Below are 13,626 nucleotides of genomic sequence, written 5' to 3' on the forward strand. Positions count from 1 at the left end.
TTACGTCTTATTTGTATAATGTGAGAAAAGAAGCAAAATCCCTAGTATAATATTAGGAGAAGCATGTACGCGGTAACCGCAGACGGACTACTAATGAAGCTATCTAACAAACCTATCTATAATGGAAAGTTGCAGGTGAACTTATGCGAAAGAAAAGAGTACTGCTGTTTTCGGAAGGCTTCGGCACGGGCCATACAGGGGCAGCCTATGCTCTGGCTGAAGGAATTCGACTGCTGAATCCCGATGTTCAGTGCCGGGTCTTCGAGCTCGGAAAATTCCTGAATCCTACGGTCGCTCCTTGGATTCTTTCCGCTTACCGCAAAACTGTCAGCAGCCAGCCGAAGCTGGTCGGCATGATGTATAAGACCCAATATCATAAATCACTGAACCGGTTGACCAAGCTGGCCCTTCACCGGATTTTTTATACCCATGCCTCTCAGGTCATTGAACAGCTGCGGCCGGATCTGATTATCTGCACGCATCCGATTCCCGCTGCGGTCATCTCCAGGCTGAAGCACCAGGGGCTTGATGTACCGTTCTATACGCTGATTACAGATTATGATGCCCACGGCAGCTGGGTGAATGCGGAAGCCAACCGATATCTGGTATCGACCTCAAGGGTCAAATCCATTCTTACGGGGCGCGGCGTCCCCTCCGAGCTGGTGACGGTGACGGGGATTCCCGTGCATCCGAAATTCTGGGAGTCCCAGGGTAAGACTAAGCTGCGCAAAGAGCTGGGGCTCGCCGACATCCCGACTGCGCTTATTATGGGCGGCGGCTGGGGCCTGATGTTCGGCAAGGATATTATGAACTCGCTCACCGCCCGGATCAATGAGATCCAGCTTATCTTCTGTATGGGCAGCAACGACAAGGCTATAGCCAAAATGCAGGCCAACCCCCTGCTGAACCATCCCAATGTAAGGATTCTCGGTTACAGCAGCGAGATCAACAAGCTGATGGATGCCTCGGATCTGCTGATCACGAAGCCTGGCGGAATGACCTGCACTGAAGGTCAGGCCAAAGGCATTCCGATGCTGTTCTATAACGCCATCCCCGGCCAGGAAGAGAAGAACAGCCAGTATTTCGTCGAGCTGGGGCTGGCCGAGATGCTGAATCCGGGCGTCGTGGACAAATGGTTCTCCATGCTGCTAAGCGAATATGCCGGATTCGGAGGACCGCAGAAGCGCAAGGCCTCTCCGGACCTCCAGCAGCCGCAGCACTGCGCCGCCACCATTCTTAAGATGCTGGGCAAGCCAGCTGCGGAAGCGGTCTTCTCCGAGGCGTGGAGTGCCCCTCCGCCCAAAGTACGGAGCGAAGAAGCCGTCTATGTCACACCTTAAGCGGGTTACCCTACCCGAACCGCAAAGAGCCTCCAATCCAACGTTAAGCTTGGATTTGGAGGCTCTTTTTGTACGGAGCTGACAAGACAGAGAAGCCGGCGATATCCTCAAGTTGGCTGCAGTTGCCGTTAAGACCATATGGCCGTAATAATATAGACGTATAGCGTCTGATGTGCAGCGGGCTTTTTTATTTATAAAAGGTATGATTGCCGATGGTCTTGGCGAATGTCCGTGAATGATGCACGGTCAGATCCTGTGCCAGCGTCAGCGACAGGAAGAAATAGGTATCATCCGTAACCTCTTTGACCCCCATAAGCGCTGCATTCACAGCCTTAATGCTGTCCGCATTTGGCTTCACGCGTTTAAGACGCCCGTTGGCCACAGGACTGAACTGCCTTTTCTGATAAATAACTTCTCTAATAGTGTCGGGATAATTGGCTGACCGCAGCCGGTTTAGAACAACGTTGGCAACTGCCACCTTGCCCTTGTACGGTTCGCCTTCTGCCTCTGCCATGACGATTTTTTGCAGCAGATGCAGGTCTTCTCCGGATACGGCGTAGCTCCAGGTAGCTTCAGCTTGCTGCTCCTTGGGTAGTAGCTTGGTCCGGGAGAAGAACAATGTTGCGGGGGGATGTTGCTGAGTTACAGCCTTGCTTGATTTCACACTCTTCGTCCCCGTTGCCGCGATCTTGGGCGCTTGCGCCACTGGCGGCGATGCTTTCACCACAGTTACCTTAGGCTTAGTCACAATGGAAGCCGGCTTGACAGCGTCCTTGCGCTGCAGCTTCTCGGGACTTAACCATCCTGCACTCACCGTGCGGGTCCAGGTATGAACCGGTTTGGCAGCTGTGGTGTAGAGCATGGGTGTAATGATTCCGGCTGAATGGCTTGTCCTGTGCAGGACCGATGCGGCTTGCGGAATAAGCTGCTCTACCGATTGATGGCTTGCAGACTTCAGCTTACCCATTTCTATTACATTCTCCCCGGTAGCAGCAGTTCCTTCGGGGTTCATCAAACTTATCGCTGAGAAAGACACTAGGATTACACCAACCAGCAGCGCAATATAGCGGCTCTGTTTGAAAATCAACATGTTTTACCTCCTATTTTACGGCACATTCCTATTGTATGTAACCGAAAATGGAAGCTTTGAAAACTTTCTTGTCGATTTTATATTCAGAAAAATGTAAATTTTTCAGTCATTTCATACATAGGAATGGCATGCATCCTGGTAGCATACACCACAAAACCCTCTACCGTCCAGCCTATGTCTGGAAGTAATTCGCCCGGGGGCTGATTCTTTATCCTTAAATTTTCCAGCTGCTCCAGCGTAAACGGATCTTCTCCTCGGTATTTGCGGGCTACTGTCAAATGGGGATTGTACGTTCGCATCTCTGGGGTATAGCCTAGGGGAAGGGTCGCTGAAACCACCTTTTGCTGCAGCTCCTTCAGCGGCTCCAATTCACCGGAAATCCCGGCCCAGAGCACTCTTGGCGAGTCTGGAAGACCGAAGGTGCCCCATTCGCCGAGCTTCAGCTGAAAGCCTTTACTTGAACGCGCAACCTTCCGGAGTGCCTCATAGAGAGGTGGAATATTTTCCCTGGGGGTATCTCCAAGAAATTGAAGCGTAATATGGAAATCTTTGAAATGTGTCCATCTGGCAAATTTAAGTCCGGACGACACACGGGCAGACTCATTCTTCAGATATTCAAGCAGCGTATCAGGCAACGGCACCGCAACGAACAGACGCTCCACTTCTTGCTCCGGGTCCAAATGGCTCATGCGAATTTCACCTTTCCAGACAGATTTGTTATGCTTATCTATACTTATCGTCTATTTCTCTACTGAAATGTAGAACAGGAGGGAACCATCATGACTAAATCCATCGTTTGTATGCAGCAGCTGTCCTCTGCTCAACAGGAACTGATCCGCGCCGCTGCACCAGAGTACACCCTTACCCTTGGAGATTCCAGGAACCCTGATCTGGAGCTGCTCTCCGGCGCAGAGATTATTATCGGCTGGGGCAAAGGCATCCGGGACACTGTGCTGCGCCAGGGCTCACCGCTCCGCTGGGTACAAGCCTGGTCCGCCGGAGTAGAGAAGCTTCCGCTGGATGCCCTGAAGGAACGCGAAATTCAGCTGACGAACGCCAGCGGCGTGCATGCGGAACCGATTACTGCTGTCATCCTCAGCTTCATGCTAATGTTCACGCGGAATATGCACACAGCCATCCGTAACCAGCAGAACCGCCGCTGGCACTCGAACGGACAGGAGAGCGAGCTGACCGGCAAGACGATTGTTATCGCCGGAACCGGCGCCATCGGCAGCGAGACTGCCAGAATCGCCAAAGCCTTCCATATGAAGACGATCGGAGTCAGCCGCTCCGGGCGACCGGTGGACGGCTTCGACCAGATCTTCACCACCGGGGAGCTGAAGGACTCCGTCCGCGAAGCAGACTTCGTAGTCAATACGCTGCCGCTCACCGACGAAACGCGCGGGCTGTTCGATGCTGAGGTCTTCTCCGCCTGCAAGCAGGGTGCCTACTATATTAATATTGGCCGCGGCGTCACCACGCATACGGACGACCTGATCGCTGCACTGAACAGCGGCCAGCTGGCCGGTGCGGGCCTCGATGTCTTCGAGACCGAGCCGCTGCCGGAGGACCACCCGCTCTGGGGCATGGAGCAGGTCATCATCACCCCTCACTGTGCCGGGGTAACCGACCGCTATGCCGACCGGGTGGTCGACATCTTCGTGGAGAACATGAAGGCCTATCTGGAATCCGGCAAGCCTTCGCGCAATCTGGTGGATTATAGCCGCCAGTATTAGGGGGCTTGGGCGGCCGGGGAGACTGGTGCGCTGTGTCGCATACATGCCCAGCTCATTCAACTCTTTTAACTAATTTCAGCAATTCAGTTCATTCAGTGATTCACGAATTCACACATAATAAAGAGCCTCTGCTAAACTAAGCAGAGGCTCTTTATTTACTTCCATCCCTAAATAGATTGAACTTGAAATTCACCCATTAGGGAGCAGTGGCGGAAGAGAAGTTTGGAACTGTAGGAGCGTTAGCGTCCGCCTTTAGATTTGTATTTCTACTGCTTACAGCAGCTTAAATGAGGAAATACAAATCTAACAGCGGCCGGAAGTCCAAACATTCTCTGCAGTCACGGCGTATCCCTAATCTCCGAAATTTCGCTGCTTCAATCTATCCCCCTCACACCTTAAAGCGGGTCACCGACTCCCGGAGCTCCGCAAGCAGCAGCTTCAGCTCCGAGATGCCGTTAGCCACAGCGGTGGTCGAGCTGAGCTGCTCATGCGCTGAAGCCGAGGTCTCTTCGACACCTGCCGCCGATTGCTGGGAGAGTGCCGAGATATGCTGGCTGAACTCGTTCATGGTCTCGCTGGCACCGGTCATTTGCTGCAGATCCTGGCTCATCTCGTCGATAGTCACCGCCATCATGCGGACCGAGCCGTTGATCTCAGCCAGCGCATCACCGGTCTCGACAATCTGCCGGCTGCCTTGCTCCGTCTTGGCTACCCCGCCGCGCAGCTGCTCTACCATGGTTCTGGAGTCGAGCTGGATGCCCTGCGTAATCTCTGTGATCTCCGAGACCGTCTGTTGCACATCCTCTGACAGCTTCCGCACTTCCTGTGCGACAACGGCGAAGCCGCGTCCGCTGTCACCGGCCCGTGCGGCTTCAATAGCGGCATTGATCGCCAGCAGATGGGTCTGCTCCGAGATGCTTCGTATGGCCCCCACCAGATGGAAGATACCTTCATTCTTGCGGTTCAGCTCTTCTACGGTGTCCATAGACTGCGAGACCGCATCGGCAATCTCGTTCATCTGCGCCACGGAGCTTTCCATGAGCGCCCGGCCCTTTTCACCCTTTTGACGTACCTGCTCTGAATGATTGGAGAGATCCGTACCTCTGCCGGCAAAATTCTCAATTAACGTATTCAGCTCCTCCACCGCCTTGGAGGCATCCACCGCTGCTTCGGCCTGGCTTCCGGAGGCTGTGGCCAGCTCTTCCATCGTCAGCGCAATCTGGCTGCTGCCTTCCTTGGTTTCAGCAATTGTATGCATCAGCACATCGCCCTGCTCCGTAATGACCCTGGATACATTTCTGATCCGGCTGACCATTTCCAGCAGCGTGCGGTTCGTTTCATTCACGGTCTTGGCCAGCAGGCCAATCTCGTCCTTGTTGCGGATCAGCGTCTCTTCCGCCGTCAGATCCCCGCTCGAGATCTGCTGCAGCTGCGCCGTTACTTTCTTCAGCGGATTGATGATCGTTCTGCGGACGAACATGTTCACCAAACCGATAACGATAAGGACAATCAGCACAGTTGCAATATTCATTCTCCCGGCGGTATTGAAAATACTCGCAGAAGTTTTGCCCTCGTCCTCAGCATCCTTCTGGCTGTGCGCCACCAGCGCATCCAGATCTACCTGCATGGAATTAAAAGCGTCAATCCCTTTCCGCGATACCTCCAGGGCTAATTTCTCGTCATTCGAGCTGCTGAGCAGGATCGCCTGATTGTTGACAGTCAGGAACTCGCCCCATTTCCCGACGAGCGACTGTAATTGCTTCAGCTCCTGCTCTCCTTTCAGATTGGCTTTATATTCCTTAAAAGTATCCGCTACTTTGCCGATGAATTTGGACCGTTCTTCCGCAAGCGCGTTTTTGTCCGCGTTATCAGTGCTCAGGATATGCTGCAGGCTAAGAGCCATAACATGCTCTGTAAGGTAATTGACATTGTGAATTTTGTTCAGCTCGGGAATGATATTTTTAATGATGTTCCCGGTGTTTTTCTGCATATTGTTCATTTGATAGAGCGAAACCACGCCGCTGATCGTAACGAATACAGCCAGAGCCGCATAACCGTAGGCTATCTTGGAGCCGATGCTTTTTCTGCCCCGGAACAGACTTGCCTGCTGCTCCTTGTCTGCTCCTTTCCTCCCTTTTCCTAACAGATCCTTCAGTCGCTGACCTATACCCACACCTGTGTGCCCCCTTGATAATATCTGGATGTTTACACCATTTTCCATCTGATTTCATTTATTTTCATAAAAAAAGCAAAAAAAAATAGGTTACATTTACTATGTCGGCAACAGTCGGTTAAAAATTTACATGTTTCTCTCGATGTAAGGTTTTACCTGCCAGCCCAAACGGCGGACAGGTAAAGGCTCCACATATATAGGTCTAATCCAGTATAGGTCTAATCCAGATCGTATATCGAACCGACCTTCAGCCCGTACAGCTCATTGTAGATTTTCTCGGCAAAGGCATCGGTCATTCCGGCGATATAATCGGTCACCATATGCTCCCAGGTCCAGATCGGCTTGGCCGACTTCTGATCCTTCTCGAACCGCTGCAGCCAGTCCGAAGGGATAATGCTCCGGGAGGTCTCGGGATCAAGGAATGCCTCCCACAGCCGCCGCAGTATCCACTCGCTCCGTTTCTGCAGACGCTGCACGCGCAAATCGCGGATCATCGTTACCCAGGCGAAGCTTTTGAGCACACTGACGGTCCGCAGCATATCCTCATCCTCCTTGCCTTCCTTAATGAAGGTAACCTTCTTCCAGTCCCCGTCCCCGATCACGCCAAGGCTGGCGACAAAGGTACTGACCCAATAGGCCTTGACTTCACGGCGGGTGCGGGAATAGTCATTCTCACAGGTAGGCATCTTCTCCTTCCAGACCCGCAGGAATGAACTCAGCACCTCCTCCACCTTGAAGCGGATCGCGGACTTGTTCCAGCCGGACCAGAAGGCATCCTCAAGCGTAGTGATCTTCTCCACAATCAGCCGCTGGATATAGTCGTCATGCAGGAAATGCTCATGTACCTCAATCTTACCGGCCTTGATGCCGTCCTCCAGATCATGCGCCGAATAAGCAATATCGTCACACAGGTCCATCAGCTGCGCTTCCAGCGTCTTTTTGCCTGCCGGAATTCCCCACTGGGTGCGGATCTCATGGATATACTCCCATTCATGCAGATACATCCCCTTCTTCAGCACCGTCCCGGGAAAAGGATATTTATTAATGCCCAGCAGCACCGCGTCCGAGAGGTTCAGACCGTCGATATTCTCGCGCTTCTCCAGGAACATAATCAGGCGGAAGTTATGGGCGTTCCCTTCAAAATGCTCATATTTGCGCTTCATGCTCTCATGAATCGTCTGCTGCTGAACCGGACCTGCGCCTGACTTGGCCACTGCCTCCACCGTCTTGCGGGTAACCAGCTTCTCCAGCAGGCTGTCCAGCACCTCTTCTCCCTTATGCCCAAATGGGGGATGTCCGAAGTCATGGGCGATTGCCGCACATTCCACTACCTCGGGATCAATGACCAGGCCCGGATTCTCCGCCGCTCCTGTCTCTACTTCCGGGTAAGAACGCAGCAGACTCTTGGCCGCTTCACGGGCAATCTGCGCCACCTCCAGCGAGTGGGTCAGGCGCGTCCGGTAGTAATCCCCGGTTCCGGCCCCGAACACCTGCGATTTGCCCTGCAGCCGCCGGAAGGTCGGCGAATGGATCAGACGCGAATAGTCGCGTTCATATGCGGCTCTGGAGGTCTCCAGCTTCGTGATTTCGGGATATTGTCTATGCTCTCTTTGTTCAATCAGTGTCATCTCCGCCGCCCCTATTCCTTGATCTGTATTTAGTAACTTATTATAAGTCATTTCTGCCGGAACTTTCACTCTAAAATGCAAATCGCCCTGCGGGCTGCTATAAATGCATAGCAACCAAGGGGGATAGAGCATTCTAAGACTTAAGCAGCAAGAACCGCTTATAAAAACAAGTGTGGAGTGAATTTGAGAGCCATGAGAACAGCCACCCGATTGACCGCCGCAGTTCTTGCCGCACTGGCGCTGATGCACAGCCCTTCCGATCTGGCCCTGGGCAGTCCGAACAAGGCAAAAAACCGCTACTACTATGAGGAGCGCGGCGATATGATCTGGGAAGTACGCACCAGCCAGAAGGTGATTGCGCTGACCTTCGATGACGGCCCGGACCCCCTGGAGACGGACGGCATTCTGGAGGTGCTGCATGAGTATCAAGCGAAATGCACGTTTTTTGCGATTGGCAAGCGGATCGCCGCTTATCCCGATGTCGCCAGACGCGTGATTAATGAAGGACATGAGCTGGCGAACCATACCTATAATCATGTCTATTTCAAAAGGCCGATCTCCGGGGAGCAGATTCAGGAGGAGCTTGCGCTGACGGAGAAGGAAATTATGAAGATATCCGGCAGACACAGCAGCCTGTTCAGACCGCCGGGCGGCATGTATGACGAGACGCTGATCGATGTGTCCAACAGCATGGGCCTTAAGCCCGTTCTGTGGTCCTGGCATCAGGACACCCGCGACTGGAACCGCCCAGGCGTCTGGAACATCTCAAGCCGGGTGATCCGCAATGCCAAGAGCGGCGATATTGTCCTGTTCCACGACCATGTCCACGGGCCGTCGCAGACGAAGGAAGCACTGAAGATCATTCTGCCTGAGCTGAGGAAGCAGGGCTTCCGGTTTGTTACCGTCTCGGAGCTGATTCAGCTATCCGATGTGCAGCAGGCGAAGACAGAACGCCATATGACCTATTAGGGGGCCTGCCCGGATTGCACAGGTTCACAAAATAAGGTAGTCTTGAGCATAATAAGGCTATCCTAATATGGCTATTTGTGAATCTGCCGATGTCCATCCCCCAGGAGGGTACAATACATGACCGAGAATACTTCCTATACAACCGAGGAAATCGCCCGGCTGCTCAAAATCTCCAAGCTCAAGGTCTATGATCTCATTAAAAAGGGCGAGCTGCCCTCTTACCGTGTCGGCAAGCAGATGCGGGTTGACCTCTCTGATCTGGAGAGGTACAAGCAGAATTCCCGCAACAGCGGGCCTTCTGCGCATCCGCTGCCCGGGGGCGGGCTGAGCGAAGCTGCATTGCCTCAGGCGCAGTCATCGCAGCAGCAGATGGGCCCCCCGTTCGCCGCGCCTTATCAGGCCTTCGCCTCCCCGCCGCCGCACAGCATGAAGAGCAGCGGTGTACATGTAGTCATCACCGGCCAGGATATGTCGCTCGATATTCTGGCGACCCATCTGGAGCGGACCCTGCCCTCCACCCGCCCGCTCCGTTCCTATGCGGGCAGTCTGGACAGCCTCATCGCCATGTATCAGGGCGAATCAGATATTGTCAGTACCCATCTGCTGGATGGCGATAGCGGCGAATATAACCTGCCCTATATCCGCAAGCTGCTCGTAGGCTTCTCCTATATTGTAGTGCATCTGCTAACACGCAGCGCAGGCTTCTATGTGCAGAAGGGCAATCCGCTGGGCATCCGCAGTTGGGGGGATCTCCGGCAGGACGGGCTAACGCTGATTAACCGTGAGCGCGGCTCCGGCGCCCGGGTGCTGCTGGATGAACAACTGCGCCTGCATGGAATTCCGTCCTCCCGCTTGAACGGATACATTAATGAAGAGAACAGCCATCTGGCAGTAGCCAGCCTGGTGGCAAGAGGCGGGGCGGATGTGGGCATCGGCACTGAGAAAGCCGCCAGAATCATTGACGGCATCGACTTCATTCCGCTGATCCGCGAGCGCTACGATCTGGTCATGATGAAGAAGCCGGAGAATGAAGCCTGGATTAACGCCATTCTGGATATTCTGCGCTCGGAGGCCTTCCGCAGTGAGCTAAGCTCAATTCACAGCTATGACCTGAGTGAGACGGGCAATATTATTTACGAGACTTGAAACCAGAGGAGGAACGCATGTTATCCACAATACCGCAGGCAGCGTTCAGGCTGGAGCGCTTGTTTTTTTCAAGCGTACACAGCTATTACGGAAGATTGGCGGAAGGGGAGGCTATGCCCCGAAGGACCCTTCACCACCATGCCTTGTGTTATGTCACAGAAGGTAAAGGGCAGATTATCCTAAATGGAGGGCTGCTTACAGCGAATAAAGGAGATTTCTTTTTGTTGTTGCCCGAAACTTCAGTGGAAGGCAAAGCGCTGACGACAGAACCGCTACGTTATGTGATCATTTTCTTCTCCTGTATACAGCTTCGTAAAAATCACAGGCACCAGGAGCTACATCCTCCGGTATTTCCGGTTAGCGGGAAGCTTGAAGCAGCTGGCCATCCGCTGGCTGCAGAGATCAACCGGCAAATGACCTCCTTTCACCGTACCCGTAACCTGGAGGAAATCATGCACGCCAAGCACCGGCTGCAACAGCTGCTCGCGTTGATACTTCAACCAAGTAAGCGTATTGTGCAGGACAAGGCTGTAGGGATGGATATTGTGCTTGCCCACATGAAGAACAACTACAACCAAGAGCTTAAAGTTGGGCAACTGGCTCTAATGGCGGGCTTAAGCACCAATCATTTTATCAGAGCGTTCAAGCAGCTTACAGACAAGACACCTATGGCCTATTTGCAGGAGGAACGGATAAAAAGGGCCAAGCAGCTGCTCTTCTCTTCCGAACGTGTCAAGCAGATCGCCAAGGAAGTGGGCTATAAGGACGAGCATTATTTTAGCCGGGTGTTCAAAAAATCGGAAGGCGTGGCACCGGCCAGCTACCTCAAAAACAATCATATCCGTATTGCTGTTCTCTACTATGGTCTGGATGATTATCTGATGACACTTGGATTGATGCCAGTGGCTGCGCTGTCTTACCGGGAGCGGGTGTCAAGAAATTACAGCCTTCCCCACTCCGGTATACTGGAGCAGGACATAGTCCGCCTGAACGGTTCCCGGTTGAATTATGAAGAGCTGGCACGGTTGAAGCCTGATCTGATTATTGGGAGCGACCGCCTGTTACCAGGCGAGCTGCTGGAGTCCATCGCACCGACGGTTGTTCTTAAGCATACCGATAATGTGGAGCAGCAGTTGTCCCGTTTGTCCCGCATTCTGGGCAGAGAGCAGCAGGCAGACGACTGGATGAACCGCTACGCAGAGCAGAAGCACCTCCTTAGATCACAGCTGGAGGCACAGGATGTGCGGCCCACAGTTTCTTTTATCAGAGTCAGCTCTGAATTCTACCGCTTATACGGCACCTCCAATCAGACAGGAACTCTGCTATACCAAGATCTTGGACTGAGTCCGCCCCCCTCAACCCGTGAGCAGACTGAAGCAATGGATTTCGAGATTCATGAGCTTCCCCTGCATAACCCGGGAACCATCTTTTTGGCTGCGGACCCTACCCTGGAATCGAGACAACGGCTGGAAGCACTGCTCTCGTCCAGAGAATGGTCTTCCCTGGATGCAGTGAAGCAGTCCCGGGTATTCGATGCCGGAGATCTGTTGTTCAAAACACTCGGACCCTCAGGCAGAAAGTGGGCCATGTCGTATGTTGCATCCCGGATTAGCAGGCCGGCCGATAGAATTATCCACGCCAACACAGGGTTATAATCCATTGTAAAGTAGGTATCGTTCTCCTATCATAATGATAATGATTATTATTATCTATTGCACAAAGGAGACTAGAAATAAATGAATCGAATGAAATCCATCCAGATCATGCTCCTTGCTGTGCTGCTGCTGATACTGGCCGCGTGCAGCAATACAGCGGGACAACCGGCCTCCGAAGAACAGAGTCCCTCCGCTTCCCAAACCAGCGATCAGGGGGCTGCGGAACCGGGCACACGCACAATTACCCACCTTAAGGGAGAAGCTGTGATTCCGGCCAAAATCGAAAAAATCGTTGTTCTCTCGGCAGAGTACATAGATCATCTGTTGACTATCGGAGAGAAGCCCTCCGGTGTGAACACCGAGGTCCGGTACGGAGGAGACTATCTTCCCTATCTGGCTGACAAGCTGCAGGGGGTACAAACCGTAGGTTCGGCGGATAATCCCAACCTTGAGGCCATTACCTTGCTTGATCCGGATGTGATTCTTATTGAGAGCCGGACGGCCGAGAATAAGTATGAGCAACTGAACAAAATCGCCCCTACCATTGTTCTTGGAAATGAATGGCTTGATTATGGCGACGATACTTCCTTTTGGACCAAGGATCTGCTAACCATTGCGGAGATGTACGACAAGACGGACCTGGCGAAGGAAAAAATTGCTGAACTGGAACAGAAAACGGTCCAGGCCAGCGAGAAAATCAAAGCACTGGACAACAAAAAACTCGCCTACCTCCGTGTACGGGAGAAGACACTCCAAGTGTACGCACAGCAAGGTCATCCAACCAATGCATTACTCTACCAGGATCTCGGTTTCGAACCTGCCGCACTTACGCCGTCAGAGCAGAGAGAGGATTTATCCTTGGAGAAAACGCCGGAGCTGGGAGCAGATTTCATCGTCCTTGAGATGGACCCGAATGCCCGCGATTTCCTGGACAACATGCAGGCCAGCGCACTCTGGAAGAACATCCCTGCCGTACAGGGAGGAAAGGTTCATGAGACCGATTCCTTCTGGCTCTTTAAGGGCTGGGGAGTGATCGGCCGGGGTGAAATTATTGATGAAATCATGGCATGGCTAGAGCAATGAGTGAGGTTATACCTTTTAGCAGCCAGTGGATACAAGATTTCATGCAGCAGCATTTTGCCGTGACTGTCGCGGAAGACAGGAATAATTCTTTTCCATACAGTACAGGAGATCTATTGGACGAGGCGAAGCTCCCGTTAATTATCGGGCAGCAATCACTCCAGCTTGGGGAGCCTGGAGGAATTGTGGTCGGAACTTTGTTTGCCAAAAGGTACTCGGTGTTGATTATGGGACTGGCCGCCTCCATCACTCTCTTCGATACCCCGCTCTCTCTGCTGCCCGGTGCTTTACGGTTCAAGCTAACGGATGCAGGAATGATGCAGTATGAAGCGGAGACCGCAGCCACGGACAGATGGTTTGATAACTCTTCGAAAATCCGTCAAGCCTGCCTTGCCGACTATATAGATCGCCTGCTGGCACATTTACGGCAGGTGCTCCAGGCTGTATCAGGGTATACGGGAGCTAAGGAGAAAGTCATGTGGTCGCTGATTGCACATAATCTGCATAATCTGTATGGACGGCTGCATACGGACAAGGAACTCTGGGACTCTGAGGATCGGGGCCGGATCATCAGCCAGGATTATACTGCCCTGCTTCAGCCGGAGAAGCCGGATGAATTATCCATGCGGTTCCGCAAGGTTGAGCATCCGAAGCTGCGCGGCCGTTCATTATATCTGCGCAGGCATTGCTGTCTGGCCTACCAGATCAGGATTGGGCCTGATGCCGGAGAGTATTGCAGCACTTGCCCCAAGCTATCACCGGAAGACAGATGGAATATATTAGACAACTAAGCAACGCCCATCCCCGGT

11 protein-coding genes are annotated in these 13,626 nt (G+C 52.9%); 7 read left to right on the forward strand and 4 right to left on the reverse strand.

All coding sequences use genetic code 11. The features are described 5' to 3' along the window. Positions 1-143: 143 nt before the first annotated feature. Positions 144-1,340 carry a UDP-N-acetylglucosamine--LPS N-acetylglucosamine transferase gene (locus tag MKY64_RS22130; RefSeq protein WP_036723158.1) on the forward strand — a complete coding sequence of 399 codons (1,197 nt, stop codon included), beginning with the start codon at positions 144-146 and terminating at the stop codon, positions 1,338-1,340. Between the two features lie 187 nt (positions 1,341-1,527). Here MKY64_RS22130 and MKY64_RS22135 read toward each other — a convergent pair whose 3' ends face one another. Beyond that, positions 1,528-2,430 (reverse strand): cell wall hydrolase, encoded by a 903-nt coding sequence (locus MKY64_RS22135; protein WP_036723157.1) that lies wholly within the window; start codon positions 2,428-2,430, stop codon positions 1,528-1,530. Positions 2,431-2,513: 83 nt separating this feature from the next. Then, positions 2,514-3,119 (reverse strand): RNA 2',3'-cyclic phosphodiesterase, encoded by a 606-nt coding sequence (gene thpR / locus MKY64_RS22140; RefSeq protein ID WP_036723156.1) that lies wholly within the window; start codon positions 3,117-3,119, stop codon positions 2,514-2,516. Between the two features lie 90 nt (positions 3,120-3,209). Between thpR and MKY64_RS22145 the strand changes: the two genes are divergently transcribed. Continuing rightward, positions 3,210-4,166: a D-2-hydroxyacid dehydrogenase gene (locus MKY64_RS22145; protein ID WP_339312961.1), complete on the forward strand. Its 957-nt coding sequence runs from the start codon at positions 3,210-3,212 to the stop codon at positions 4,164-4,166. 388 nt (positions 4,167-4,554) lie between these two features. Here MKY64_RS22145 and MKY64_RS22150 read toward each other — a convergent pair whose 3' ends face one another. Together MKY64_RS22150 and MKY64_RS22155 are read right to left on the reverse strand one after the other, a co-directional pair. After that, positions 4,555-6,339 carry a methyl-accepting chemotaxis protein gene (locus MKY64_RS22150; protein ID WP_339312959.1) on the reverse strand — a complete coding sequence of 595 codons (1,785 nt, stop codon included), beginning with the start codon at positions 6,337-6,339 and terminating at the stop codon, positions 4,555-4,557. A 218-nt stretch (positions 6,340-6,557) separates the two neighbouring features. Beyond that, positions 6,558-7,967, reverse strand: coding sequence for a deoxyguanosinetriphosphate triphosphohydrolase family protein (locus MKY64_RS22155; RefSeq protein WP_209878243.1), 1,410 nt, complete (start codon positions 7,965-7,967; stop codon positions 6,558-6,560). 192 nt (positions 7,968-8,159) lie between these two features. Between MKY64_RS22155 and MKY64_RS22160 the strand changes: the two genes are divergently transcribed. The 5 genes from MKY64_RS22160 (at position 8,160) to MKY64_RS22180 (ending at position 13,608) form a co-directional block, all read left to right on the forward strand. After that, positions 8,160-8,936 carry a polysaccharide deacetylase family protein gene (locus MKY64_RS22160; protein WP_340955748.1) on the forward strand — a complete coding sequence of 259 codons (777 nt, stop codon included), beginning with the start codon at positions 8,160-8,162 and terminating at the stop codon, positions 8,934-8,936. 117 nt (positions 8,937-9,053) lie between these two features. Next, positions 9,054-10,082 (forward strand): helix-turn-helix transcriptional regulator, encoded by a 1,029-nt coding sequence (locus tag MKY64_RS22165; RefSeq protein ID WP_340955750.1) that lies wholly within the window; start codon positions 9,054-9,056, stop codon positions 10,080-10,082. Between the two features lie 17 nt (positions 10,083-10,099). Then, complete coding sequence (locus tag MKY64_RS22170) at positions 10,100-11,737, forward strand: AraC family transcriptional regulator (RefSeq protein WP_339312955.1); 1,638 nt, start codon at positions 10,100-10,102, stop codon at positions 11,735-11,737. 81 nt (positions 11,738-11,818) lie between these two features. Continuing rightward, positions 11,819-12,820, forward strand: a complete 1,002-nt coding sequence (locus MKY64_RS22175; RefSeq protein ID WP_339312954.1) for an iron-siderophore ABC transporter substrate-binding protein — start codon at positions 11,819-11,821, stop codon at positions 12,818-12,820. Next, positions 12,817-13,608 (forward strand): (2Fe-2S)-binding protein, encoded by a 792-nt coding sequence (locus MKY64_RS22180; protein ID WP_340955753.1) that lies wholly within the window; start codon positions 12,817-12,819, stop codon positions 13,606-13,608. The genes MKY64_RS22175 and MKY64_RS22180 overlap by 4 nt, the downstream gene beginning before the upstream one ends. Positions 13,609-13,626: the final 18 nt, after the last annotated feature.

This window comes from Paenibacillus sp. FSL R7-0210 (assembly GCF_038009085.1).
Classification (GTDB): domain Bacteria; phylum Bacillota; class Bacilli; order Paenibacillales; family Paenibacillaceae; genus Paenibacillus_AQ; species Paenibacillus_AQ silagei.